Annotated in this window: 25 protein-coding genes; 9 read left to right on the top strand and 16 right to left on the bottom strand. The window is 52.2% G+C overall.

The genetic code is table 11. The features are described from left to right. Positions 1-135: 135 nt before the first annotated feature. The 3 genes from FJ147_07830 (at position 136) to grxC (ending at position 4420) form a co-directional block, all read left to right on the top strand. On the top strand, positions 136-2706 hold the full coding sequence (locus FJ147_07830) for a hypothetical protein (protein ID MBM4255791.1): 2571 nt from the start codon (positions 136-138) through the stop codon (positions 2704-2706). Between the two features lie 21 nt (positions 2707-2727). Further along, entirely contained in the window at positions 2728-3165 is a 438-nt protein-coding gene (locus FJ147_07835; GenBank protein MBM4255792.1) for a nuclear transport factor 2 family protein, read from the top strand. 67 nt (positions 3166-3232) lie between these two features. Beyond that, positions 3233-4420, top strand: a complete 1188-nt coding sequence (gene grxC, locus FJ147_07840) for a glutaredoxin 3 (protein MBM4255793.1) — start codon at positions 3233-3235, stop codon at positions 4418-4420. Between the two features lie 79 nt (positions 4421-4499). On the opposite strand, the gene FJ147_07845 is transcribed toward grxC, so the two are convergent. The 8 genes from FJ147_07845 to FJ147_07880 form a co-directional block, all read right to left on the bottom strand. Continuing rightward, entirely contained in the window at positions 4500-4889 is a 390-nt protein-coding gene (locus tag FJ147_07845) for a hypothetical protein (GenBank protein ID MBM4255794.1), read from the bottom strand. After that, positions 4886-5140 carry a DUF433 domain-containing protein gene (locus FJ147_07850; GenBank protein ID MBM4255795.1) on the bottom strand — a complete coding sequence of 85 codons (255 nt, stop codon included), beginning with the start codon at positions 5138-5140 and terminating at the stop codon, positions 4886-4888. The genes FJ147_07845 and FJ147_07850 overlap by 4 nt, the downstream gene beginning before the upstream one ends. A 59-nt stretch (positions 5141-5199) precedes the next feature. Next, positions 5200-6222 carry an LLM class flavin-dependent oxidoreductase gene (locus FJ147_07855; GenBank protein MBM4255796.1) on the bottom strand — a complete coding sequence of 341 codons (1023 nt, stop codon included), beginning with the start codon at positions 6220-6222 and terminating at the stop codon, positions 5200-5202. Between the two features lie 28 nt (positions 6223-6250). Next, a complete protein-coding gene (locus FJ147_07860) occupies positions 6251-7036 on the bottom strand; it encodes a 2-(1,2-epoxy-1,2-dihydrophenyl)acetyl-CoA isomerase (protein MBM4255797.1) in 786 nt (261 codons plus the stop codon). 53 nt (positions 7037-7089) lie between these two features. Further along, the gene (locus FJ147_07865; protein MBM4255798.1) at positions 7090-8337 is read right to left on the bottom strand and encodes an MFS transporter; all 1248 of its coding nucleotides are present in this window, start codon (positions 8335-8337) and stop codon (positions 7090-7092) included. A gap of 234 nt (positions 8338-8571) precedes the next feature. Beyond that, positions 8572-9180, bottom strand: a complete 609-nt coding sequence (locus FJ147_07870) for a glutathione S-transferase family protein (GenBank protein ID MBM4255799.1) — start codon at positions 9178-9180, stop codon at positions 8572-8574. A gap of 144 nt (positions 9181-9324) precedes the next feature. Beyond that, positions 9325-10515, bottom strand: a complete 1191-nt coding sequence (locus FJ147_07875) for an acyl-CoA dehydrogenase (protein MBM4255800.1) — start codon at positions 10513-10515, stop codon at positions 9325-9327. 32 nt (positions 10516-10547) lie between these two features. Beyond that, positions 10548-11339, bottom strand: a complete 792-nt coding sequence (locus FJ147_07880) for an enoyl-CoA hydratase/isomerase family protein (GenBank protein ID MBM4255801.1) — start codon at positions 11337-11339, stop codon at positions 10548-10550. A gap of 236 nt (positions 11340-11575) precedes the next feature. On the opposite strand from FJ147_07880, the gene FJ147_07885 reads away from it, so the two are divergent. Next, complete coding sequence (locus FJ147_07885) at positions 11576-11989, top strand: hypothetical protein (GenBank protein ID MBM4255802.1); 414 nt, start codon at positions 11576-11578, stop codon at positions 11987-11989. An 11-nt stretch (positions 11990-12000) separates the two neighbouring features. Here FJ147_07885 and FJ147_07890 read toward each other — a convergent pair whose 3' ends face one another. Next, on the bottom strand, positions 12001-12672 hold the full coding sequence (locus FJ147_07890; protein ID MBM4255803.1) for an arylesterase: 672 nt from the start codon (positions 12670-12672) through the stop codon (positions 12001-12003). On the opposite strand from FJ147_07890, the gene FJ147_07895 reads away from it, so the two are divergent. Then, positions 12673-13392: an ABC transporter ATP-binding protein gene (locus FJ147_07895; protein MBM4255804.1), complete on the top strand. Its 720-nt coding sequence runs from the start codon at positions 12673-12675 to the stop codon at positions 13390-13392. Continuing rightward, complete coding sequence (locus FJ147_07900; protein ID MBM4255805.1) at positions 13337-15934, top strand: FtsX-like permease family protein; 2598 nt, start codon at positions 13337-13339, stop codon at positions 15932-15934. Before FJ147_07895 ends, FJ147_07900 begins: the two co-directional genes overlap by 56 nt. Before the next feature lie 55 nt (positions 15935-15989). On the opposite strand, the gene FJ147_07905 is transcribed toward FJ147_07900, so the two are convergent. The 5 genes from FJ147_07905 to FJ147_07925 form a co-directional block, all read right to left on the bottom strand. Next, positions 15990-16406 (bottom strand): DUF488 domain-containing protein, encoded by a 417-nt coding sequence (locus tag FJ147_07905; GenBank protein ID MBM4255806.1) that lies wholly within the window; start codon positions 16404-16406, stop codon positions 15990-15992. A gap of 9 nt (positions 16407-16415) precedes the next feature. Further along, positions 16416-17606, bottom strand: coding sequence for an SEL1-like repeat protein (locus FJ147_07910; protein MBM4255807.1), 1191 nt, complete (start codon positions 17604-17606; stop codon positions 16416-16418). 43 nt (positions 17607-17649) lie between these two features. Beyond that, positions 17650-18381, bottom strand: coding sequence for a polyhydroxybutyrate depolymerase (locus FJ147_07915; protein ID MBM4255808.1), 732 nt, complete (start codon positions 18379-18381; stop codon positions 17650-17652). An 18-nt stretch (positions 18382-18399) separates the two neighbouring features. Continuing rightward, the gene (locus tag FJ147_07920; protein MBM4255809.1) at positions 18400-18666 is read right to left on the bottom strand and encodes a hypothetical protein; all 267 of its coding nucleotides are present in this window, start codon (positions 18664-18666) and stop codon (positions 18400-18402) included. 88 nt (positions 18667-18754) lie between these two features. Beyond that, positions 18755-20554 carry a DNA mismatch repair protein MutS gene (locus tag FJ147_07925; GenBank protein MBM4255810.1) on the bottom strand — a complete coding sequence of 600 codons (1800 nt, stop codon included), beginning with the start codon at positions 20552-20554 and terminating at the stop codon, positions 18755-18757. Between the two features lie 169 nt (positions 20555-20723). Between FJ147_07925 and FJ147_07930 the strand changes: the two genes are divergently transcribed. Further along, positions 20724-21182 carry a hypothetical protein gene (locus tag FJ147_07930; GenBank protein ID MBM4255811.1) on the top strand — a complete coding sequence of 153 codons (459 nt, stop codon included), beginning with the start codon at positions 20724-20726 and terminating at the stop codon, positions 21180-21182. Positions 21183-21242: 60 nt separating this feature from the next. Here FJ147_07930 and FJ147_07935 read toward each other — a convergent pair whose 3' ends face one another. Continuing rightward, entirely contained in the window at positions 21243-22319 is a 1077-nt protein-coding gene (locus tag FJ147_07935) for an aminoglycoside phosphotransferase family protein (GenBank protein ID MBM4255812.1), read from the bottom strand. Between the two features lie 95 nt (positions 22320-22414). Here FJ147_07935 and FJ147_07940 point away from each other — a divergent pair, with 95 nt between their 5' ends. Together FJ147_07940 and FJ147_07945 are read left to right on the top strand one after the other, a co-directional pair. After that, complete coding sequence (locus FJ147_07940) at positions 22415-23302, top strand: hypothetical protein (GenBank protein ID MBM4255813.1); 888 nt, start codon at positions 22415-22417, stop codon at positions 23300-23302. A 32-nt stretch (positions 23303-23334) separates the two neighbouring features. Continuing rightward, entirely contained in the window at positions 23335-24156 is an 822-nt protein-coding gene (locus tag FJ147_07945) for an SDR family oxidoreductase (GenBank protein ID MBM4255814.1), read from the top strand. 142 nt (positions 24157-24298) lie between these two features. Here FJ147_07945 and FJ147_07950 read toward each other — a convergent pair whose 3' ends face one another. Further along, positions 24299-26821 carry a hypothetical protein gene (locus FJ147_07950; GenBank protein MBM4255815.1) on the bottom strand — a complete coding sequence of 841 codons (2523 nt, stop codon included), beginning with the start codon at positions 26819-26821 and terminating at the stop codon, positions 24299-24301. Positions 26822-26933 lie beyond the last annotated feature (112 nt).

Here is a 26933-nt window from a genome sequence, read left to right on the forward strand (position 1 = left end):
TTACCCGCTGTCATCGCTGTCAGAGTATAGAGGAATTAGTCAATTTAGTCTTTGCTTGGCTGCAAAAACGCCGGTCCTTCCCGGTGGAACGTCAGGTGTATGCGCTTCCCCTCGCCGCCTAGCACTTGCCATCGAGTGAGTTTCTATTTAAAAGGCTGCAGCCTCAGTGCCGTTTGGCCGAACCACCTCACAGCAGAAGAATTATTCACTACTCTTACTCTTCCCAAGCGAGAGAATCTTTATGGGGCTTACCAAAGTTTCCTTTTGAATAACTTGGCACCTCATTTACAGCAGGTTGATCTTCCAGCAGGGCTGCAGTGGATTGAACGGAAACAATCGGAGCTACGAATCGCAGATTCTTTCCGAAGTCTCTCCGACGCTCTAATGCTGCAAGCGTGGGAACATCTTGACGTACCAGAGGTTATAGGAGCGTTTGTAAGAGTAGCACTGCTACGATTGGAAGAGCATGAGGGAATTTTTTGTCATCGACCAGATCTTCAGTCTGAAAAAACATTACAGGGTAATAAAACAAGACGACGGCAACTCCTGGCAACAATTCTGGAAATGCTGTGTGAAACAGGCAAGGAAGTAGATGTTCTCTTTTATGGCAACTCACACTTGGTTTTAGAGACAGATATTCCCTGGATGATTGAATGTCTCCAGTCCACTCCCTCGGAAAAGATACAGCAAGCATGGGCTCAAACAATAGAGAGATGTTTCAACTGGAGCGACAGGAGCCAAAGCAACGCGATTCTTACAGCTTGCCAGGAGATTCCAATTCTCGCAGAGGTTTTCGCATGGTTCCTTAAGCCAGTCGAATTAGGATCGCCAGCAGCGGAGAAGATGAAGGCTGCATATTTAGAGAAGCAACGGTGGGAGAACCGAACACAAAAGAAACCTCTTCTTGACCCTCCTCCTACTCAACGGATTGGTACTTTGCTCAACGCGTTTGAACAAGGGAACTTAGAGGCTTGGTGGCAGCTCAATATGGAGATGGCCCTCAGATCGAATGGCTCTCGCTCTCACGGTGACCTTGAGCCAGATCTAACCATACTTCCGGGTTGGGCGAGCGCCGATTCTCTCACCAAACAAAGGATACTTGAAGCAGCCAAGAAATATGTCGCAGAGCAAAAACCAGAAATTCACAGATGGTTGGAATCAAATAGTTTCCATCGCCCTACGTTTGCTGGCTACAAAGCCCTCCGATTATTGCAACAAGAAGAGCCGGATTGGCTCAGGACTCTCACAACTGAAGTTTGGCAAAAATGGGCACCAACGATACTCGCGTATCCTTTATCGAGTGGGATTGAGCAGAAAAAGATTCATCGAGAATTGTTGAAGCATGCGTACAACCACGCACCTAGTCAGATCATCGAAACTTTACTGGCACTGATAGATAAAGAAAATAAAGAACCACAGGGGCAGATTTCCATTCTCCGGGAAGTTGAGTGTTGTTGGGATGACCGTCTTACCAGGGCAGTGCTGAAAAAATCACAAGATGAACAACTAAAACCTAAGGCTCTTGGGTATTTACTCTGTAGCCTGCTCGATCATTACGTTGAGGAAGCAAAAATCCTTGCCGCTAATCTTATTTCTTCTCATACCGCATCGGATCAGGGAAAGAAGATCAAGGCGATTATCACAGCAAGTGCACTTTTGACTCATGCAGACGATGCCGGATGGTCAATTGTGTGGCCAGCCTTGCAAAAGGATACCGAATTTGGTCGAGAGGTCGTCGCAACAGCGGTGTATGACTTCAGAGAGAAAGTCATCCCCATTACTCAAATGGCAGAAGATCAACTTGCGGATTTCTACGTCTGGCTCAGCCGTCAATATCCGCATGCGGATGATCCTCAACGTGAGGATGGAGGTTGGGTGAGTGCACGAGACGAGGTTTCCCGTTTTCGAGATTCTGTTCTCTTACATCTCAAAGACCGTGGAACCTTAGCCGCAGGTCAAGCAATCCAGACGATTGCCCGGGAGCTGCCTCAGCTCGACTGGTTGAAGTGGACTTTACTAGAAGCTCAGCATGTTACTCGCCAACGCACCTGGATTCCACCTAAACCAAGCGACATTCTGGCGATTGCAAGGAATCAGCAAGGACGGCTCGTCCAAAGTGGCGAGCAGTTGCTTGCAGTCTTGTCGGAGTCATTACAACGGTTAGAACAAAGACTACAAGGGGAAACGCCACAAGTCGAGTTTTTATGGGATCAAATTGAAGATAAGCACTGGAAACCAAAAGATGAAAACTCGTTTTCCAAGTATGTAAAAAACCATCTTGATTTAGATCTCAAGCAAAAGGGCATAATCGTCAATCGTGAGGTAGAAATCCGGCGGAAAAAAGGTGGAATACCTGGCGAGCGTGTTGATATTCAAGCTGATGCTGTTAGCAAGAAACCGAATGGAGAAGAGTACGATCAGATTTCTGTCGTTATCGAAGTAAAAGGTTGTTGGCACGATGAACTAAACGAGGCGATGAAAACACAACTTATTGACCGTTACTTGCACGAAGCGCGTTGCCAGCACGGATTATACCTGGTTGGCTGGTTTAATTGTCGACAGTGGACTACTAGTGATTCCCGACAGAAGAAAGCTCCGAAGCTGGATGTGGGAAAAATACGAGAGAAATTCGATGCACAAGCTGCCGAACTTTCGCAGTCAGGAGTTATGGTCAAAGCTTTCGTAATGAATACAGCGCTTCGTTAACTTACAGAGGAGAAACGTCCCATGCCCCAAGACCACCCTCACATCGAAACTATCAAACGCTACTACCACGGCTGTAACACCGCCGACGCGGAACTCATCAAGTCAACTTTTACCAACGATGTCGTGCATTACTTCACGCATCACAAACCGATACGTGGAGCCGAAGCGTTAGCGACCTATTGGGTAAAGATGCAACCACGCGTGCAAGGTGAGTGGCTGGTGGATCATGCGCTCGTGCAAGGTAATGAAGCGGTCATCGAGTGGACCATGCGCTGGACACCGGCTGGACAACAAAAGCCACAACTCGTGCGTGGCTCAGAGTGGTACGTGTTTCGTGAGGGCTTGATTGCTGAGATTCGTGCCTATTATTTGAACCCGCGATTGCCCTATATGCACACTGATTTTCAGTTGGAGGATTTTCCCTACGAGAAGCGAGAATTTTATACGCTGAAGGAATAAGGACCGATGTATCCTTCTTCTCCCTTGCGGCATCGAACGACGAAACACTCGAAAATGGGGGTGCGCAATGGCCACGATCGAAATCTACACCAAGCAATGGTGCCCGTATTGCGCGAAAGCGAAGGCACTGCTGCACTCGAAGGGTCTTTCGTACAATGCCATCGATGTTACCGAAGATGAGACGCTACAACAGGAAATGGTTGCTCGCTCGGGTCGACGCACAGTTCCGCAACTCTTTCTCGATGGCCAGTCGATCGGTGGCTATGATGACCTGGCGAATCTCAATGCCACCGGAGAGTTGGATCAACGTCTCGGGTTACCAGCTCGTGCGAAGTTGGCCACGGTCTATGATGTTGCAGTGATTGGCGCCGGACCAGCAGGACTCTCGGCTGCCATTTATGCAGTACGTAAGAATCTTTCAACAGTTCTGGTTGCTTTTGATCTTGGTGGTCAACTTGGAACCACCTATGAAGTGGCAAATTATCCGGGATTTCAACTTGTGACCGGCCCAGACCTCGTGCAGAAGTTTTTCGATCATGTGACGCAGTACGGTATTGAGAACCGTATCGGCGAAAAGGTGACTGGGCTCCAAGTCGACGGGCGAGTCAAACTTATCAAGACCGCCTCTGGTAATGACATCCGGGCAAAGACGGTGATCATCACTACCGGTGCGCAGAAACGCAAACTGAACATTCCCGGCGAAAAAGAACTCGCGGGCAAGGGCGTGGTCTACTGCTCAACCTGTGATGGCCCGCTATTCAAGAATACGCGTATCGCCATTATCGGTGGTGGGAATTCTGGGTTAGAGGCGACAATAGAAATGGACGGGATTGCCAAACAGGTATTTCTGCTCTCACGCGGTGAATGGAACGGCGACGAGATTCTGCAAGATAAAGTACGTGCTGCGAAACGCGTCGAGGCGCTTGCGGGCTATCAACCGGTGGAGATTCACGGCAGCGACCGCGTGACGGGACTCACGATTAAACGGACAGAGACTGGCGAGATCCGTCGACTCGATGTTGACGGCGTGTTTATCGAAATTGGTTTGTTTCCCAATACCGACTTCGTCCTCGACCTGGTCGAGACCAACGAGCGTGGGGAAATCAAAGTCGATCGTCACGGTGCGACAGGCGTGCGTGGGATCTTTGCTGCTGGCGATGCCACCGACGGACATGATAAACAGATTGTTATCGCGGCTGGTGAAGGGGCAAAAGCTGCCCTGGTAGCGTTTGAGTACTTGGTGAAACAAGTGTAACGAGAGTGAGCATGTGACCCTTGCTAGCATACTTCCTGTGTAGGGACATTCGCTACGCTAAGAACGGATCCCGTCACCCTCAATCTTCCCAATCGAAAACGATTTGTCCTCCTCTGTGCAACTCCTGTACAACGAGCTGCACAGAGGAGAGGCGAATAACTTTGCCCATTCGTTTTGCCGCAGTATCAAATGCGGAATGCCGCAAGAAACGACGTACGAACGTAGCGGTTCGAGATTGTCTACTTTCAATACAAACCAGACAGTACTGTGCATGACACAGGCGGCGATCATAAAAATCAAAGTCTGACGTAAAGAACGTTGGACGGCGAAGAGTCAGTAGAAAGGGAATGATATTTTCATCTTGCATTCCCTTCCGTCCAATGTCTTGGCCGATTTGGCGAACTGGGACACGCCATTGCCGGAGTAATTGACGTTGATCTTCAAGGACGTTTTCATCCAGAATATTCAAGAGTTTGCTTGCTCTCCAGCATACTCACGTGCTTGTTTAACAAAAGCTTCCTGTGCCAAAGACACCGCTTCAGAGATCGCTTCCTTGGTAATACTTCCATGGCATTGTTCGATAATTGTTTTCCAAGACATACCTTCAGCAATCATCTCTAGCACCTGCCAGACCATAATACGGGTTCCGCGGAAGGTAGGTTTTCCGTGGCAGATCTTTGGGTCAATGACGATGTAACGCCCCAGGGATTTTGTCTTCATAAATACGACCTCTACACTCGCTATAACACTCCATAAACACCAGCCGCAAGCCGAGTTGTTCAGATCCGTGGCAACACCTTCTCCCCAAACAACTTGAGACAATCCAGCACCCGCTCGCGCTCTGGCCCGCCAGGCAGACGGAAGCGCATCACCACATAATCGACATCATACTCTTTCTCGTACATTCCGAGTTGATCGATACACTCTTGCGGTGAACCTGCAACTGCATGGCGGAAGCTATTCGAGATAGTGAAATCAGCCTCGGAACGGAAATCGGGATGATGGGTGAGAATGCCGTAGCGATGATAAAAGAGTAGTTCTTGGACGTAGATGTCACCAAAGATACGCTCTGCCTCAGCACGGGTCGGTGCCACCCAGCCATCACGCATCAGGACCACTTGTGACTTCCTCCCAGCTTTAGCTGCAGCTTCGCGGTACATAGTAACCTGCGCTTTCCAGGTTTCTTTTTGCAATGGAAATGGATCGCTACACCAGGCATCGCCGCTACGACCAGCACGCTGAATGGTGTAGGGGAACATGCCGCCAAGCCATAATTCAGGATGAGGCTGCTGCAGCGGCTTTGGCGTGATGCGCACGTTGTCGTAATTGAACACCTGCCCGTGGAAGGAAAAACTCTCTTGCGTCCACGCACGCATCATCACTTCCAGCCCTTCTTCAAATCGCCGTCGCCCACCTTTCATGGGAATAGAGAACGCATTGTGATAATCGGGATGATAGCCAGAGGCTAGGCCGCAAATCAGTCGTCCTTTCGACATCAAGTCAATCATCGCCATTTGTTCAGCAACATGGACAGGATCATACAAGGGCAGGATCAGGATATAGGTGCCGAGACGAATCCGCGTAGTCCGAGCGGCGACTCCTGCCATTAACAATAACGGCGCAGGAAACATGCATTCGGTACGGGTATGTCGCTCGGGAATGAGCAGCGCGTCAAAGCCAGCCTGTTCTGCGACTTCGGCTTCGCGCCACAGATGATCAATGAACGTGGTCACCTGGTCACTAGTGGGCATGGGCATGTTGTAGGGACCACCGTGGGTATCAAGGAGATAGCCGATTTTCATTTTCTTCTCGCAGTACGCACGCTACACATCAAGAAAATTTCGCCGTTCGTTTTTCCAGAAAGGCGCGCATTCCTTCTCGCGCATCATCAGCCAGGAATAGTGCCTCTTGCGCCTGTTCTTCATATTTCAGGGAATCTGCTAACGTCTCAGTAGCACCAATATAAGTTGCGCGCTTGATATGGGCCAAGGTGTTGGCTGGGCCACTGGCAAGTTGCCGAGCGAATGTCATGACCTCTTCACGAAATGCGCTATCGGGAATGACACGGTTCAGAATTCCGATACGCATTGCTTCCGTGGCATCGATACGGTCTCCGGTCATCATCAACTCCATTGCTTTTGCTGTTCCCACTAACTGCGTGAGCAGATAGGTTCCGCCCCAATCCGGCACAAGGGCGATCTTTACGAAGCTTTCAGAAAACCGTGCACTCTCGGCAGCAAGACGCATATCACACGCAAGCGCGAGGTTGATTCCCGCTCCTGCCGCAACGCCATTGACCGCAGCAATGACTGGCTTCGCCATCGCTCGAATAAGATTCACTACCTGTGCACCAATCTTCATACGTTGTGGAATGGCGGAACCATCATTCTTCGCTTGCATTTCAGCCATGCTGGCGATGTCTCCACCCGCGCAGAAGGCTTTGCCTGCACCCGTGATGACAACGCAACGTACACTCTTGTCAGCTTCTGCTTGTTGCAGGAGATTGAGCAAGTCCTCTCGCATTGTTCCACCAAAGGCATTCATGACGTCAGGGCGATTGAGAGTAATTACTCCCACACGATCAGTGATTTCATAGAGAATTTGCGACTGGCTCATGGTTTGTTCCTTTTCCTTATCGCTTCAACCTGCCATTTCTACAGGGTGATGTTTCACGTCGCTTGTCCTTCTTGCACTGGAAGAATCAACAATGTCCCGATAAGAAGCACGACAGCCTGAAACGTCCACGCGAGGTGCCAATTGTGGGTCAGATCGACGAGCATGCCGAACAACGGCGGCAAAGCGATAATGCCGGGATACATGATCGTCATTGCCGCACCGATAGTACGTCCCTGCCGCTCTGGTCCAGCTAACTCAGCTAATAACGCCGTCCAGCTCCCATGCCAACCGATAGCATTGAACGCAAGAAACAGCACGACAACAGCAACCAGCGGGACGGGAACACCTGGCGGGAGCCAACCTAAAATCAACGTCCCCACCACCCCAAGAGCATTGGCGGTTAACAAGGCTGGTTTTCGTCGTCGCTGCCACCAACGGTCACTCCAGAGCCCCCAGAGAATACGTCCCAACGCTCCCGCAATCTGCGCCCCAACCAGCAATAGTGCACTCGTTGTGACAGGAATTCCTTGCGTCTCCTTGAGATACAGTGCCAAGTAGGTAATCAAACAAAACTGACCAAGCGGGAGGAGCGCACCAGCAAGCCCCAGGAAGAAGATGTTGCGGGTGACAATCTCACGAAAGCCGAGGGTGTCTTTCTTCGCGCCAGTGACACCGGGAGTGACACTATTCGGCGGGTTTTCGTAGAACAGGACACAGAAGACTGCCGCAATCAGGCACATCACACCAGCAATAGCGACCGCGACTCGCCATCCATAACTGACAGCGACGGTGGACAGACCTGCGGCAGCAATCGCGCCTCCTAGCGGGATCCCGGTTTGACGAATCCCTAACGCGAACCCTCGCTGATGAGCAGGAAACCATGCCATGACGGCTTTGGTCCCAGCAGGGGTTGGCATCGCAGCGCCAATTCCCACTCCCAGCATAGCGACGAGTGCGGGAACAAAGTGTCCAGTCGCTGCGACAACAAAACAAAATATCCCAACGGCAATCGAACCACCAACAAGCGCGATGTACTCACCATAGAAATCGACGACCCATCCTGCAGCCAGGAGAGCAAGCAGCGACCCTGCGACAATTGCGGAGTTACAGAGCCCGACTTCACCATGAGTGAGGTACAGGTCGCTTTGCACGAAAGGCGATAAGGTCGGGATGCCTTGCGTGACAATGGAGATCGTCACCTGGGTGAAGAGGACCAGACTCAGAATCATCCACCGCCGACTACTGGCAGCATGCTCAAGAGGCGGGAGTTGTGGATCAAGGCTTTTTTGCACGGCTTGCACCAGGAGTTCCTTTCAGTGGGGCTGGAGGCTTGAGACTTGGGGCTTGTAGAAGCGAACCTAGAGCAAATTACAATTGCGTTTACCCGAGTCCCCAACATTCGACCCTCACCCTAGTCCTCTCCCTGCCAGGGAGAGGGAAGATCGAGCGTAGCGAGAGCGGGTGAGGGTAATGACCAGGATAAATACAACTGAAAAACGCGATCGTCCCCAGCCTCTAGCCCCTCGTCCCTTGTCTCACGCTTTTGCACTAGGTCGCGCCGACACTTCTGCATGCCAGCGCGCAAGATTGCTCTGATCCGGTTGAATGCCAATCTTCGACACACGACCGAAGTCAACCGCACACAGGGCAGTAATGTCAGCAATGGTGTAACGATCACCAGCAATGAATTGGCGATTTGCCAGTTCGTTATTCAATCGTTTCAAGCGATCTTCTGCATTTTGCTTCTGTACCTCAGCATATTCAGGCAGCTGGCGAACCTTGCCTTTGAAGAAGTCGTGCCGTAGACGAAATGCATCAGCGATGGGGATCAGCAATTCAAGCTCCATGCGACGCTGCCACATTTCTACAATCGCACAGTCTTTGGCATCAACACCCATCAACGGCGGATTCGCGTGCAGTTCTTCGAGGTAGCGACAGATCGCCACCGTTTCAGAAATGCAGGTGCCATCATCCAATTCGAGAACCGGTACACCTCCTGAAGGATTCTTCTTGCGAAATTCTTCGCCACGATTCACCGCTTTGACAAGATCAACTTCCTCGTAGGGAATCTGAATGCCTTTCTCGGCAACGAAGATACGCACCCGGCGCGGATTTGGCGCAGTTTTACTATCGTAAATTTTCATACAGTCCTCCTTACAGGAAGTGAAATTGGCGACACTTTATGATGAGCGGGAGCGTGGGGCTAGAGGAGGGAGGTAAAAAAGGCTTTGGGCTACAAGCTGAAGGCTAAAGAGAAGAACAGGAGCAGGAAGAAGCAAGAGGAAAGCTTAAACAAAACCCAACTCCATCGCTGCTAACATCTCTAGCACTTCATCACGTTTGAGCGTGTGGAGCGGCGCAGAGCGGAGGTCGCGGAAGTAACGTTCAAGCGGATTTCCTTTCATATATCCTTGACCACCGGCAATGCGCGTCGCCAGGTTCGCAACTTCCAGCATGTTTTCTGCAACAAAAGTGCGCAACATCTCGGTCATTGGTACCAAACGCTCACCATACGATCGTTTCTCAGATATGTCCCGTGCGATCGTGTACAGCATCGTGCGACATGCTTCTAACCGATTGTACATCTCACCGATCGCAAACCGATTCCACGGTAGATGACCGACAAGTTGTCCACTGTCACCCTTCTGCACTTTTCGTGTACGGGCATAATCGAGCACGTAGCTATACATGGCTTGACCAATACCGAGGTACGTCGCTGAGAACGACAGACAGTACCAATAAGAAACCTGGCTGAATTCCTCGAAGAGGTGACCTTCCTCGCCAATCAAGTGCTCGGGAGTCGCGAAGACGTCACGAATCACAATAGTGTGACTACCGGTCGCACGCATGCCCATAGCATCCCAGGTTTCAACAACTTCAAGTCCAGGTGTGTCGCGCGGCAGGAGAAACGCGCAACCACCAGAAGCTGGTCCGCTGTAACCTTCGAGAGACGTACTAATCCCAAAGTAATCAACCGCTGGAACAAGTGTAGAAAAGACTTTCTGCCCGTTGAGCACATATCCGCCTGGCACTTTGCGCGCTTTGGTTTGCGGAGACAAAATCGAGCGCGCTCCTCCACCTTCAGTATAATAGCCATTCATCAACATGTGTTTGCGGCCAACGTTCCCAAGGTAGAGCTCTCTCTGTGCTGGCGTCATGAACGGTGTATAAAAGCCCACCGTGTTGCAGTGCATGTTGATGGCACATGCGGTTGCGCTACAGCCCTGCACAAGTTGTTCTTGTGCTAAGATAAAGGTAAGTGGGCTCGCTCCCCATCCACCATACTCTTTCGGAGTTGTCATTGTCGTGTAGCCAGTCTCCTTGAGCCGGGCAATGTTCTCAAAAGGGAAACTCCCCTCACGATCATGCTGCTCTGCACGTGGGGCAAATTCTGTGGCCAGGTCTTTGGCGAGCGTGATAATACGCTGTTGCTCAGCAGTAAGTTCCAAGAACATACACGTCTCCTTGGGACTGAACATTGAACCTGGGAATTGAGGTTTTACTCAGACTTTTATCTTCCTCGAAACACGGGTTTGCGCTTCTCGACAAAGGCACGTGCGGCTTCTTTTGCGTCTTCACTTCCGGTGAGTTCATGAGTCATATTCTGCTCAAAGCGGTAGCCATCTCGCAGGTCCATGAACTCGATAGTATTCATTGCATGTTTCGCTAAGCGAATAGCAATTGGGCTTTTGGCAGCAATATTCTCTGCGAGCGCACGGGCCTCCTCCATAAGCTTCTCAGGTGCAACAACCTTTTCGACAATCCCGCGGCGATATAACTCTGCTGCTCCGACGCGTTCGCCGGTGTACATCAGCTTACGGGCTTTGTAGACACCAAATAAACGTTGACAGTGGCGTCCACCACCGAGCAAGCCAACGTCGATTTCGGGAAGACCGATCACGGCATTCTCTGAAGCGATCAAAATGTCACACGACGCAACCAGAGCGAGCCCACCACCGAGTGCCGGTCCATTGACCGCACCGATCACTGGCACTGAACATTCGAGAATGGCATTGAATGCCTCACGTGCGGCCCGCGAGTGCGCCCACATTGCACCAGGGCGAGGCGCTTGCTGTGCACCTTCCAGGGAAGCTGAGCGCGCTTTCATGTCCGCACCAGCGCAAAAACATTTGCCCGCACCAGTAAACACAGCAGCACGGACATCTTCGCGATTATTGAGCGCATCAAACGCAGCCTGAATCTCTTCAAACATTTGCTTGTTCATCGCGTTGACTGGCGGACGATCAATGGTCACCGTGGCGATGTAATCTTTGATTTCTGTTTTGATAACCTCAGCGGTCATAAAGCCCCTCCTTACATTTCTGTTCAGACTCTACCCCAGGTGGAAGTTCAGCGGCAAGGCTAGGGACTCGCAGCTGCAACGTGGAAGACTCACGCAGCAAAAAGGGCACCCACATGGAGGTGCCTCTACTGAACCACTACCACGACTTGCATTCTGTTGCATTCTAGAGAACAAACAGAGACGGCTCGGTACATAAGCAACCGAGACCGTTTCCATACGTAAGGATGAAAAATATTATGAAACTTATCGTTACCATATTCACAGGATGTGCCCTACTTTTCCCGTTCGTGGCAATCACGCAGGCTCAACAACCGACCCAACCGAAATGGTTGCAACGGCTGATTACTCGTTTACAGTCAGAACCGGTGCGGAATCCCTCAGCCAAGATTCTTCGTTACACCTATTCTCGGCGATCCTACTACTACGTACCACCAGCCGCCGGAGATCAATTCAGCGCCTTGTACAGTGCCGTTGGGAAAATGATCTGTGCCCCAGATGGTGGCATTACTGGTATGGGCGATGGCAAATGCCCTAGCTTCGTGCGCAAAATGCTTTCGAGTCGCGAACCGGGAAGGGTGGTCTGGCAGGATACACGTGAAAGCGCATCACGTGACGAACAAAAACCAGGGTTGAAGATTCAGGTGGAGTAACATGCTGCCGTCTATTGCACCTCTTCCAACACGGGCTCAAGTATTTTCCACACGTTCTCGGCTACGATCTTGTGGCCCGCAGGTGCCGGATGAATGCCATCGGGGAGGTTGAGTGCAGGAATGCCACCCACTCCTTCCAGCAAAAACGGAATCAACGGAACCCGGTTCTTCTTGGCTAATTCAGGAAAAACCTCGCGGAACTGCGAGACGTAGGCTCTGCCTAAGTTGGCTGGGATCTGCATGCCTACAAGCACAATGCGTGCAGACGGATATTTGTCGCGTACTTTATCCATAATCGTTTGCAGATTCACTTTGGCTTGTTCAACAGGAAGACCACGCAAGCCGTCGTTCGCTCCCAACTCCAATACAAAGATATCGATCGGTCGCTGTAATACCCATTCGATCCTACGCACCCCACCAGCGGTCGTCTCACCACTTAACCCCGCGTTCACCACCTGAAACCCCCATCCTCGTTGTTTGATTTTTTCCTGGATCAACGCGGGAAACGCTTGGGCTGGGTCTAACCCAAACCCTGCCGTCAAACTATCGCCAAAGAACACAATGGCTTTGCCTTGCCCGCTATTTCTCGTACTATACTGCGGTGTGTCAGCCCGACAGGCTGATCCCCAACTGCTGAGCACCAACACCATTGTGAGGCAGAGAGCATTCTTGAGACGGAACATATGGCGGAATCTCCTATTCTCGATGTCCAACAATTAAGCAAAGTGTATCATAGCGCCCACACCACACTCACGGTCCTCCGTGACGTATCGTTTACACTCGACGCCGGTGCAACATGTGCCATCGTTGGCCCATCTGGAAGTGGCAAGACGACCCTGCTCAGTCTATGTGCTGGGCTGGATCGGCCCAGTTCAGGGGCAGTTGTCCTTCAAGGTATCTCGCTCAACCTCTTGAGCGAAGAAGAATTGGCAATGCTTCGCAACACGACACTGGGCTTCATCTTCCAGACCTTTCAACTGCTCCCCACTTTAACTGCACTTGAAAACGTGATGGTCCCTGCGGAGCTTCGTGGTGACACCTCTGCAAAGACGCGCGCGATAGATCTGCTGCACAAGGTTGGATTAGGGAACCGGCTTCATCACTATCCGGTGCAACTCTCTGGTGGTGAGCAGCAACGGGTGGCTCTGGCGCGGGCGTTTATCAGTCAGCCTCACATCCTCTTTGCCGACGAACCAACAGGCAACCTCGATGCTGAAACCAGTGAAACGATTATTCACTTGTTGTTTGAGTTAAATCAAGCATCGGGCACGACGCTGCTCCTTGTCACACACGACATGGAACTCGCCCAGCGCACGCAACGAACCATCCTTCTGAAAGGTGGAGCAGTTGTTTCCGATACCGCAACTGCCACTCCACTCCGGGTTCCTTCTCGCCATGTATAAAGACGGCCCCGCACTCTCCTGGATCGGATTGATGGCCTGGCGCGATAGCCGTGGCAGCCGTTCCCGATTGGTGTTGGCAACAATGGCGATCACATTCGGGGTTGCCGCGTTTGTGGCGATCTCCTCTTTTCGTGTCAACGTGCAAGATGCAGTTAATCAACAAGCGAAGTCGTTGCTCGGCGCAGATCTCGTCATTAGCAGTCACCAGTCGTTCTCATCCGAGACGGAAGAAATTTTCTCAAGTATTGGTGGTGAACAATCTCGTGAAGTGAACTGCGCTTCGATGGCGTATCTGCCGAAAGCGGAAGCGACGCGACTCGTCAGCGTACGAGCATTGGCTGGAGATTTTCCTTTCTATGGTTTTCTTGAGGCGGTCCCACGAGAGGCAGCACAAACATTTCGTCATGGGCTGAACGCTTTAGTTGATGACAGTCTGTTACTGCAATTCGATGCACAGGTTGGTGATCCGATTAAGATTGGCGATCTGACACTCAACATTGTCGGGCGATTGAAAAAAATCCCCGGCGAAGCTGCCGCAGCTTCGTTGATTGGTCCGCGCGTCTACATTCCCATGGAGGTATTGGAACGTACCGGCCTGCTGCAGAAAGGTAGTCGGGTAACCTATAAAGTCTATTATCGCCTTCCCGCGCAAACAGAGGTCGGGCAACTACTCACGCCGATCGAGTCGAAGCTCAACGCATTACGTCTAGAGAGTGACACGGTCGAAAAACGCGCAGCGCGGGTCGGCAGAGTGATGACCAATCTCTCCCGTTTTCTCAGCCTGGTTGGCTTCCTCGCGCTTCTGCTTGGTGGCATCGGAGTCGCGAGCACCATGCACGTACACATGAAAGCGAAGTTGCAGTCAATTGCGTTGTTACACTGTGTCGGCGTTCAGACGCAACAAACGTTTGCCATTTATCTGCTGCAAGCTGTGAGTATGGGGCTCGTTGGAGGGTTCTTAGGAATCCTCCTTGGGACAAGTATCCAGACGCTGATTCCTACCTTACTACAGGATCTCTTGCCAGTAAAAATTGACGTTGCCATCTCCTGGAGTGCATTACTGCAAGGGTTATTCATCAGCCTTGCGACAACCCTCTTATTTGCGCTGTTACCGCTCCTCTCCATCCGTCAGGTGTCACCGTTGCTCGCCCTTCGTAGCGCATACGAGAACGACGATCATCCCTCGTCACGTCGCGACCCGCTACGATTGATTCTCATCGGACTGATTTTCCTCTGTATTGCAGCTTTTGCTCTTGTACATACTGAACGGTGGTCGCATGGGATATGGTTTTGTCTTGGTCTTGCGTTGACGTTCGGATTACTCGCTCTCGTTGCGAAGATTCTCATTCTGGTTGTTCGTCGCTATTTCCCGTCTTCGTGGCCCTATGTGTGGCGGCAAGGACTCGCCAACCTCCATCGTCCTCATAATCAGACACAGACGCTTATTTTAGCGCTGGGTGCCGGGACCTTTTTTCTCATGACGCTCTACTTGCTGCAACAAGCGCTCCTTCAGCAGGTAATTCGCACCAACGATGCTACCCAGCCAAATCTCGTCCTGTTTGATATTCAGAATGATCAACGAGAAAAGATTCGTGAAAGTGTTCGCTCTCTAACACTACCGGTGTTACACGACATTCCCTTGGTCACCATGCGTTTGTCATCAGTCAAAGGGCGAGATGTCGCCGATCTGCGTAGTGACAAAGCCCTCGACTTGGCTGAGTGGGCACTGCAGTGGGAGTATCGCGCAACCTACCGTGACCATTTGCTGGAAACCGAGAGGCTCACCAATGGCGTGTGGCAAGGATACGTACAGAACGGAAGTCCAGTACCCATCTCGTTGGAAGAGGAAGTTGTCCGAGCACTAAAAGTGACTATTGGTGACGAACTCGTCTTTGACGTACAAGGGGTTCCGATCACTACGGTTGTTAGCAGCATCCGTAAAGTAGACTGGCAGCGAGTGCAGACGAACTTTTTTGTCGTCTTTCCAGTTGGTGTGCTGGAGTCAGCACCACAAACATACGCACTGGTGACAAAGACAACCTCAGCGGAACAGTCAGCGGCACTGCAACGAACGGTTATTCAGCAGTTTTCCAACATTTCCGCCATTGACCTTAGCATGCTGCTACAAACGATCGAAACGATACTGCAACGAATTTCTTTCGCTGTGCGCTTTATGGCATTTTTCAGTATCGCTGCCGGCCTGGTCGTACTATTTGGTGCCGTTCTGACCACACGCGCCCAGCGACGCCGAGAAAGCGCACTGCTCCGTGTACTCGGCGCCTCTCGCAGTCAGATTCGTCAAATTCTCGCGATCGAGTATCTTTTTATTGGCGGGTTTGCAGGTGTAGCTGGCTTAGTGCTCGCATTCGTTGGTAGTTGGATAATCACGTACTATCTGTTTGAGGTGACTCTGGTGCCAACGCTCAGTTCATTCGTGTTCGCACTCGGAACAGTGATGGTAGTCACTATGTTAACCGGCATGTTCGGGAGTCGCGGGGTCACCCAACGTTCACCGTTAGAAGTGTTGCGGAGTGAAGGGTGAGGAATAGGAAGTTGCGAAATGCGGATTGTTGACTGCGGAGTACAAGCTGAGAATTCTATTCAATATGCTCTCCTTCCCACCCATGTTGTACGAGATATTCGGCAATCATCAGCCGATGACAATCACTCACTTGCTGTTCAGCACACAGCAAACAAAACGGCGGTGCGACGGAGATCAAGCGTTCGGTCAACAGATCTCCGACCCGCTCAAGGAGAAGACGGTAGCGCTCACGCCAACGTTCGTTGTCACGGAATAGATTGCCCAGTTCGATTAGGGAAAGGTAGTCGATCTCGCCTTGCCGAAGTAGTCCTTGGATGCCTTTCTCCGGTGATTTGGCTTGCGAGTACACACCCATGCTCGCCCGGTCTGGACGCAAGCGAACATCCACAACGGTTTTGACGCCATGTGAACGGAGGAGGTGCAGGAATTGTTGCGGTTGTCGTCCACCATACCCAATAGTGAAAAATAGCATGAGAGTGTATTATCCTTCCGCCTCTGCTTGGACACCTAATCGTTTGAGATTTTCTTGCGCATCCTTACGACCCTGCGCGCTGGCTTTGCTGTACCACGCAATGGCTTGTGCTCTATCCTTTGGCATGCCGCCCATACCACGATCATAGAAATCCCCGAGCGCATTTTGTGCTCCGGCATGTCCTTGGGTTGCGGACTTTTGATACCACTTCGCTGCCTGTGCCAGGTCTTGCGGCAGGCCTTTGCCGGTTTCGAGAAGAACGCCGAAGTTGTACTGTGCGATCCGGTTGCCTTGCTCGGCGGCGGCACGATACCACCTCGCAGCTTGCGCGAGATCCTGTGTCACTCCGTGTCCGCCTTCGTACATAATTCCGAGGTTCGCTTGGGCCATAGCATCTCCTGCTTCGGCGGCACGCTGGTATAACTGGGCAGCTTGCGCATAGTTCTGCGTCACTCCTCGACCATCTTGATACAGTTGGCCAAGATTGGTTTGGGCATAGACGTGGTTCTGTGCAGCGGCTTTACGATACCATTGCGCTGCTTGTGCATCGTCCTGTTGGATGCCTTTGCCGGTGCTGTACGAGAGCCCTAAATTGAACTGACCCCACGCATTGCCGTGATCGGCGGCCTTACGATACCACTTGATTGCTTCAGCGATATTTTGCGCTACGCCCCAGCCTTCGTCGTAGAAACGACCAATTTCATTTATTGCCGCCGCCTGGTCTTGTTCCGCTGCCTTATGGAGCCAGCGCAGCGCCTCAGTATAGTCCCGAGGTACACCTTGGCCGTTCCCATACAGTACGGCTAGATCGTATTGCGCGTCAGCGTGACCTTGTTCGGCGGCTCGGCGAAACCACTTGGCAGCTTCTTCTGCATTTGCTGAGACGCCTTCACCTCGCAGGTATTGCTGGCCGCGACGATACTGCATCTCGACGTCTTTTGCTGCCGCGGTGATCTGCTGCTGTGCTGGTGGAGATTCACGATCTTGTTGCACGTCTGCAGAGTCAGGAATTTCACTAGTAGTTTCTTGTCGGTTGTCGCCCGCAGTATAAGAACGAGTCTCGACTCGTGCATAGTCATCCTCTGGCGAATCCGTCCACCATACGCTGAGCACCATGAGTACAAGGAGAATGACTCCTCCAGAGGCCACATACACGTGAAAAGGGTTGCGCTTGCTGTTTTCCGGTAGAGAAGCGCTCACAATAATAATCCTTGATCCTTGTGGAAAGTTCTCATACTTTCCATTAAAGACGAGGCGCCTCAGGCCGTGAGAAGCGGCGAAAAAACTGCCACATCTCCTCTGAGGCGCTAATGACTTGGGATGGCGGTCCAAGGAGCCATTCTGGAAACTTTGGTCCAGCTCCTGGCCATACGTGCCCGGCGCCAGTTAATTTCCACAACACGATTTCCACCCCAGCGCGACAGGAGGCGTAGATGAACTTCGTTGCCGTATGAGTCGTATCCAATCCTTGCACTGCCCCCTGTATGGTCGGCTCGACCTGTGGCTGGGTCGCGCATTCATTGTACCGTATCCACCGTTGCAGTGAGGTTTCAACTGCCGGGTGCATGACCCGTGTAAGGAAAGGAAACCTGGGGCCCAACCCGCCCCTGTAGAGTGCGCGTGGATCATCGACACTATGAAAGTGCATGATCGGCATTGGCTGGCTGGGAGCAAAGGAGGTGACCACCATACTTCCCGCCACTGGCGCGATCGCAGCGATACGTTCAGAAATTTCGGCAGCAAGGCGATAACTCATCATGGCTCCGTTGGACATGCCGGTCGCATAGACGCGGGTATGATCGACCGAGACGCGTTGAGCAAGATCCTTGAGTAAGGTCACGACAAGTCCCACATCATCAATGTTATTGCGTTGGGCAAAGGCACAGCAAGTTCCAGCATTCCAGGTCAGCAAGCGGCGCTGGAAACGGCTAGTTCCGAAGGGATAGACGACAAGAAAGCCTTCTCGGTTGGCAATCGCGTCAAGTCCTGCCCATTACTTTTGGCTCTGCGCTTGTCCGCCGCCGCCGTGAAACACGAGAACCACGGGAAGTGGGTGGTTTGCAGCGGCTTGTGGCGGGATATGCACGATATAGTATCGTTCCCGACCGTCGTGAGTGACAGTCAGATCATGGTCTCCTGGAGCGAGTGGCGATACTAAGGGTATCGCTGATACCAAGCGAACGCCGGTAGTTAGTGACCAGAAGAGAACAGTGAGAGTCATCAACGATCGGAAGACAAGAGGAAAACGCAGGCCACTCATAATGCAGCCCTCCGTTGTGCGTTGTTCTTACTCGCTACGTCTTCAGCAGAAGAACGATTGCAACACGTGTGAGTTCCCAAATAGAGAATTAGACTTCCAATCCAACCGAACGCATCAGTGCTAAGGCATTGCTTTTGGAGACAATCCCCGGACGCATGCGATAATCAAAAACCAACTTGCCGTCGACGAGTTGATCTTCAAAGCAAACATTAGTGGCTCGCGGTGCCAGTGTCTCGACGAGCTGCGTGAGTGCAAGATCATGTGTGGTAACCAACCCGATTGCGTTACGGTTGAGGAACCCTTTGATCAATCCCTCGGCGCCAATGCGGCGATCATGCGAGTTGGTGCCATGCAGAATTTCATCGAGGAGGAAAAGCAATGGTAATGGACCGTTGGCTAGATCCATGAGCTGCCGCAAGCGTGAGATCTCCGCATAAAAGCGCGAACTCCCGGACTGCAGCGAGTCTTGCACTCGTAGTGTGGCACCAATAGCCAGAGGGGATAGTCGTAAGTGTCGCGCACAGACCGGTGCCCCAGCCAGGGCCAGCACGATGTTGATGCCCACCGTTCGTAACATCGTGCTTTTGCCTGACATATTGGAGCCGCTGATGAGGATAACCCGCAGCTCATCACCGAGTTTGAGCGTATTTCTCACACACTGTGTTCTCGGTAAGAGTGGATGGCCCATCTCCTCTGCATCAAGGCGCGGACCTTGAGCGATGAGGTCTGGGTATGGATCGTGAGGATGTTCGTACGCGTAACTTGCCAGAGCGCAGAACGCTTCAAACTCGCCGAGGGCATGCAGCCACCGAGCAATTGCCGGCCCATATTTCACACGCCAGGCTTCGATCGCCAGCATGATCTGCGTGTCCCACAACAGCAAGAATGCGATAGGAATAAAGAGCTGGTTTTTGGCCGACTCCAGCAACGCGATCCGCTGACGTAGGCGGGTGATTTGCCGAGATGGAGGCTGGTTACTGGTATGCAACGCTGAACAGAGCGAGACGAGTCGCGGGCTAACGAATCGTTCTGCTTCGAGATGTCCAAGCAGTTGCGAGATCAATGTCAGGTCACGAAGCGCATGAGTGACACCTATCCCAGCTTGTCGCATCCATGGGCGCAGGGAAATCTCAAAGGCGAACTTCAGCAACAACGCGGCCAGAAACCACACTGGCCCCCAGCCGAACACCACTTGCCCGAGTAAAGTGAACACGACGAGTCCGGCTAGCACGAACGCAAGAATGCGTTTCACCGCGAGTGAAGACAACACTGGAGCCTGTGCCCAGGCAGTCAATTCTTCAGGATGAAGACCGGCACGGACATCTTCACCAAGGAGTGCAACGGTTTCTCGTAAATCAAGTCGTGGACGGAGTTCTGTCACCGCTGTGTGTCGAGCACGAACTTCGTCTAGCGAGGCAGGAGCACAAAGCCACGCCGCAAGTGTGGCTTCACCCCCACGTGTACGTGCAGTACAGAGCAACTCAAAGAGTGAGCCTTTGCCAAAAAGGTCGAGATCTTGGGCGTATGGATGATGCTCGTCGAGGAACTCGGTGCCCTGTTGTCCTTTTCCTGCCCAGCGATCTTCTAGTCGCGCTACGCCCTGGTCATAGAATGTGACTGCACGTTTGGCGAGGCGTGCTCTAGTGCGTACACCTTGGTGGAACAATACCAGCGCAAAAAACACGACAAGCGGCAGGCCGAGCCACCATCCGGGAAGAAGGCCAGGACGAACGGCGAACCACCATACGGCAACCCCACTCAGGAAGATAAGGAGGCGGATGTTGCCTAAGGTGAGGTGTTGGCGGTCGAGACGTGAGGCTTCGGCTTGCCAGTGTTGTCGCCGTTGCTGGTACTCTGATTTCGGATCGTTCACAAGAGCAGGGTTCATTGAGGTACACCTTGGATACTCTCCTCACCCATACTCGCGTTGTTCGTATTGCCCACTTCCTGGTAGGGAAAGGGGCAGGGTAAAAGCTGAAAGTTAAGAAATAACGGATCGACAACGGGTTTCATTGCTTTCGTGTATCATTACCTGTGACTTTTCACGAGCACCGACTATGGTGGAACAGATATTTGGTCACATCTCAGGATACCCAGAAGGAAGCTGGTTTGCTTCCCGTGAAGAGATGTCACGTGCGGGAGTGCATCGCCCGCGCATCGCAGGCATTTCTGGTCGCGGACGAGAGGGAGCCGATTCTGTGGTTCTTGCTGGTGGCTATGAAGATTGGGACGACCATGGTGATGAGATTATCTACACCGGCCATGGTGGTAGAGATCCGGAAAGCAAACGGCAAGTGAGCGCTCAAACGTTAACGCGCGGAAACCTGGCATTGGCAACAAGCTATCAAAGGGAGTTGCCGGTGCGAGTCATTCGCGGGGCGCGGCTGCACTCACCGTACGCGCCTGAAGTGGGCTATCGCTACGACGGTTTGTATCGCGTCGAGAATTACTGGCGCGAACGCGGACGTTCAGGCTTCTATATTTGGCGATATCGATTGATGAAGATTCATGGTTAGGAGTTGGTCTATACGCTTTTCTGTCGCGTGCGCTGTACGCGCGATGTCACTGAGAGTTTTTCACTGATATAGTATGGATCGGAGGTGCTTCTCATACATCGCTGCCGCAGGGTACCCTGGCGCACGTGGTAATCCTTGTTCCTCTTTTGAACGCTCGAAGTTGAACACGCGCAGCAACCATAAGATTTCGTAGAGTCTAAACACGGGAGAAGAAACCATCTCGCGCCCACTGGGTCCATAGCCGTCAACAAAAGCCGCAAATAACACTGGATGATGCGTCAGTTCCCCTTGTGTATCCTTGGCGGTCCAGTATTTCATCTTGACAAAATCGAGGTGTGGTACGTCAATGACCGCGTTGTCCCAATCAATGACTGCTGCGACTTGTCGGTCGCGCACAAGAATGTTTCCCGGTGCAAAATCGTTGTGTACCAAACATGGACGAACGGTATTGCCGGCTGGAAGTTTGAGTTGCTGAAGTTGCTCGACCAGTGAACTTGGGAGTCGGTTGCTGGCGCCCTGCGCTTCCTTCGCAAGAGCCGCAGAGAATCGTTCTGGCCAACTCACTGGCTGTACACCGACAGACGGAAAGTCTGCGTAGAAGGCGGAGAATTTCACGTCGTGAATCTGCGCGAGCGTCTGGCCGGTCTGCGCGTAGAGTTCGGGCTCGGGAATGTCCCATAAGGGTGCTCCGTCTACCCATTCATAGATGCAATAAGGATGAGGGAGTCGTTGGCGTGACCAGTCGAAGTAGCGCACCACAGGAAGAACGGATGGATAGTGAGAGATGAAGCCGCGTTGTGCTGATCGCAATTCGGCAAAAACTGCTGCAATCGCCTTATCCTGGGGATCGGTGCCACGATTGCTAAGTAGCTGAGAGACAAACGCTTCTTTCACCAGATCTGGCTCATACCGATATACCGTTTCCTGGGTACGAATCCGTAATCCATATCGCTGGTTGTTCCATGCGAGCTTGACGATGGTATTGATGTTCCCCGCAAGAACCTCGTCCAAGTGCAGTGTTCCCGAACCTTGCATTAACGGTGCAAACGCGTGGGCAAGTTGCTGCTGATCAAAAGGACAGGTCATCTCTCTTGATGAGGTACTGGTAGTCATGCGGGGTAAGGGAGCCTCTTTCATAGTTGCACGTGTTGACTGTCCTCTGTACTCCGATGTAGACGCAGCATATTGTACGCTCTGCTTAGCAAACGCGATTACCAATCGCAATCAAGGAGATGCCGCTCATGACAACACCAGCAAAAGACCATGTCTACGTTGGGATGGATAGTGGAACCCGGCAGTACGAGATTTCTCCACAGTTAGTGCAGCACTATGCTGATGCGATTCATGACCATAACCCGTGGTACGTTGGTTCATCGCCGTTTGGTGGGCCAGTCGCACCAGCACTGATTCGCCATTCCGAGATGTACGTCGATCGCCGTTGGTATCTGCCGTATATCTACGGCAACCTTCATGCCCGCCAGGAATGGGAATTGTTCTCGCCGATCAAAGTTGGCGAACGTGTTTCCACGCACTCGGTTGTCACTGATCGTTATGAAAAACGCGGGCGTCTGTATGTTGTCTGCGAAGTGTTGATCCTGAGTGCTGACGGTCGTCTATGTGCACGGAGCCGGACGCATCAAAGCTTCCTGAGAGAAGAAGCGACAACCGGTGTCGTCGTTGACAAAAGTCGCGAGAAAGCTGCAGGTCGCCGCTTTGAGGTAGGACAGGGAAAGACCTTGGAAACGCTCGCACCGATTGAGAAAGAAGTCGACCTCGATATGTGCATGGCGTTTTCTGGTCCGGGCAAAAACTACCACACTGATCGTGAGGAAGCGATCAAGCTTGGCTTTCCTGAAGTGGTCGTGCAAGGCATGATGTCGATCTGCTTTATTTCTGAATTGCTGACGCGACGCTTTGGCGAAGGCTGGTACTGTGGTGGCAAGATGAACGTCAACCTCGTGAACGTCCTGTGGGGCGGCGAGAAGGTTTCAAGCCACGGCGTGATTAAGGAGATTGCTTCAGAAGGCAGCCGCCAGCGGGCGCAGTTAGAAGTCTGGTGCCAGAAAGCGGATGGCACCGTGATTACGGTGGGGAGTGCCAGTGCGGTGGTGAATTCCTGAAGCGCAATTTCGGTATAAAGAAGGAGAGTCCTATGACAACATTGAATGGACAGGTCGCGCTCGTGACGGGCGGTGCACGGGGGATTGGTCGAGGTATTGCTTTAGCACTAGCGCAAGCTGGAGCTGATGTGGCTGTTTCTGATCTCGAACACATTGCCAGCACAGCGCAGCAATACACGAACGCTGCGATTGGTGGTTTTACCGAAGCGCAGAAGACGGCTGAGGAGATTACTAAACTCGGGCGTCGCTCGCTGGCGATTCAAGCCGATGTGCGTAAGAAGGACGATAATGAGCGCATGATCAAAGAGACGGTGAGTCGCTTAGGGAGACTCGATATCCTGGTGTGTAATGCGGGCGTGGTCAGCGTCGCGGCGATTGCCGAGATGAGCGAGGAAATGTGGGATCTGACGTTTGATGTGAACGTCAAAGGGGTCTTTCTCTCATGCCAGGCGGCAATTCCTGCGATGAAAACCAACGGGAAAGGTTGCATCATCAACATCGCCTCGATTGCCGGGAAGAACGGCTCGGCTGGATTGGCGCATTACTGTTCATCGAAGTTTGCCGTGGTCGGTTTCTCGAATTCGCTGGCCAAGGAACTTTCCGCGACAAACATCCGGGTGAATGCGATCTGTCCTGGCATTTTGCGTACACAAATGTGGGAATATCTGGCCGAGAAATTCAAACGTTCCGATGAATCCAAAGAAGATGCTTGGAATCGCTATATCAAAGGGATGATCCCGCTTGGTCGTCCGCAGACGCCAGAAGATATTGGGCAACTCGCCGTGTATCTGGCTTCAGCACCAAATGTGACTGGGCAAGCGATCAATGTCGATGGCGGGATTGAGATGCATTAAGAATCTGCACTCAGTAGTGTCGGAAAGTCATTGCGAGCACCGCGAAGCAATCCCTGCCTGAAAATAAGATTGCTTCTTCGCTACCAGTGCCTCGCAATGACCTATTGGGGGTTGCTGTTGACTGCCACCGACAAACGATCCTTCACTCTTCTACTTTCTTTAGCAGTCGATCTGCAAGGGCTTCTGCGTTTCCCATCGGCTGGCCGGTACGCCAATCGAACATGAGGGCCTTCGCCCGTACCCGACTGGTTCCCTCGGTTGGTCCCGGAAGGACCTCAACAATATATTGTCCGTACATTTTCGTGGCTCTCTCTCCGACAGGTCGCTTCCCCGACACCCTTGCACGGAGAACTCCACGTGCTGGGGTTGCTACACTGGCAGCTCCAGTTTCTCGTTTCATTAACTCTTTCATCGTCGGAAGCAATTGTTCTGGAGGAACCGACACGAGGCGTTCACGGGTAGGGAATTGCGCAGCCTGGGGAACCTGCGAGGAGAGCCGCGCAATCGCACCCGATACGCTTGCGACAGTCCGAGTGGAGGTGCTCTCACTTTCTCTCACTTCCTGTTCTTCTTCCTTGAGAGGAGCATCTGCTGTAAACAAGGGCGGCGCCTCGACAGCAAGAGAGATCAGCGGCGCCTCAGTAATTGCAATAGCGATAGTTTTCTCTTCACCGGCCACAGGTGCCGGAGCATGTCCTTCTGTACCTATGGATTCTGTAGGCCCGGTCGATTCCGTCGGGAGTACCGTTTCCGTAGGCGGAGCGGCTGGCGCTGAGACTTCTAGTGCACCGGGACTAGGAACGGGAACAGTGTCAGCAGGGAGCGTGGTAATGGTCGTCGACTCTGGCGTTCCGGTAACGACAGCCAGCTCTTCCACAGAGTTTCCCTCAGTTGCAGGACTAGCGTTTGTTGCTGCGGTGAGTGGAATTATCGTCGGTGGTTCCGCTGGTGTCGTCACACTCTCGCTTTTCTCTACGGTGGTATCAGGAGTATCTGTTGATACCACACTCTCGCTATCCGACGACGCGAGAGCCTCACGCTTTTCTGTAAGAGGAGCGTTCGTCTCAGGAGTCTTCTCATGGACCACGGGAGTCGGAGGTATTGGGGTTGGTACGGTATCCGTGGGTGGTGGGGTTGGAGTGACAGCGGTCACCTTTTCCTTTTTGTTTAACAGATTGTTTGCAGGTGTAGCTGTTGTTTTCTCAGGAGACGATGCAGGTAACGCTGGCTTAGGGACTTCCTTTTTCACTACCGGCTGAGGAGGAGTAACACTCGGCAGCGGAGGAACTGGAATTGAGTCTCGCTCTAGTGATGCTACCGCAGCCGTCGCGGGAGGTTGAGCAGGTTGAGCAGGCTGGGCAGTAGATTTTTCCGCTGCTAACGAGGGAGAAGACGGTGGAGGGTTCCCTGCTGGCTTTGTCGGAGGAGCTGGAAGATCAGCCTTTCGTGTCCCTTGTTGCACCGGAATCTCTTTAGTGGTGGAAAGCGGCAAATCAGGAGACGAAGGAGCCTTTGCTACTTGCTGTTGCGGGTCGATCACAATTGACGACGACGGAATCATTTTTGCCCTTGCAGATACCGACTCTTGCACCTCTTCGGCGAAGGCTTCATCTTCATCCTCAAGCTCGATAACCATCCGTCGTTCTGGGTTCGACTGCAAACTCCAAAGTCCGAAAAGTGCAACAACAGCGGCGGCGGTAATCAGTCCGAGACCAGAGGTGAATAGCCCATACTTGTTCTCCGTCCCGTGTCGCCCACTGAGAACAATGGGCGGCAATGACGGCATCGGTCGGCGCTCTTGCGGGACCGACACCACAGGAAAAGGAGTCGTCACAGAAACTTTTATTTTAGGTGTCAAGGGTGTGGGTTGATCTGACACTTGCGCCAACAAGGATTCGACCTCCACACTCGGGACAAGCTGTAATGCGCGGGTAAAATACTGCTTTGCTCGCGCACGTTGTTTGGCTTGCAAGCACTGCGTGCCCACCAGAACGAACAATTCGTGCGCTAATAGCACCTCTTCTGGTGTAAAGTTTCGCCAGCGACGCACCTCGGTGAGTGGTTGAGCCAATCCGTGGATACCTGCGCTTTTCACTTTGGCAAGCAAAACATACAATCTGTGAATATGTACTTTTGGTTCTGCTTCGACGAGTCGGGTCAGATGGACAAGGACCGTTTCATATTCACGACGATGATAATGGAGGAGTGCGAAGAAGCGATTTGCACCAACATGCGTCGGCTCAATGGCAATAAGACGCTGATACCAATTCACCGCCTCAGTGTCAGCATGGCTCTTCTCCCACAGGCGTGCTAACAAGCCCATTGCAGCCACATCGTTGGGTTGTATCTGCAGGGCTTCATTCGCGTAAAGAATTGCGCGCTGATCCTCATTTCGTCTTTCACAGAGCCCAGCTAATAATCGCCACAGATTTGGGTCACGTCGTTCTCCAGCTTCCTTGACGATGTGATCGAGGAATTCAGGCTGAATTTGACCAAGAGATGGAGCATCAAGAAGCGCTGCCTCAGCTTCAGGGGTCCAACCAGTTTGCTGTATCGCTGCCAGAGATGCTTCTGCTGCGCGGACAGAGTTCTCCGATCTCTTCAACAATTTTCCTTTTGCTCCCGCAACTTTTCGCGAAAGACCGTCTGCTGTTGAGTTCGCCATCACACTTCTCTCATTCGGACGGGACAATGGGAAAAGACATCCTTACGATCTCGAAGTGAGATCCGTGTCTTTCCAACTCAAGAAAATAAGTGTCTGTGTTTTTCTCGATGCC

It is taken from the genome of Deltaproteobacteria bacterium (assembly GCA_016874775.1).
Lineage (GTDB): Bacteria > Desulfobacterota > Binatia > Bin18 > Bin18 > VGTJ01.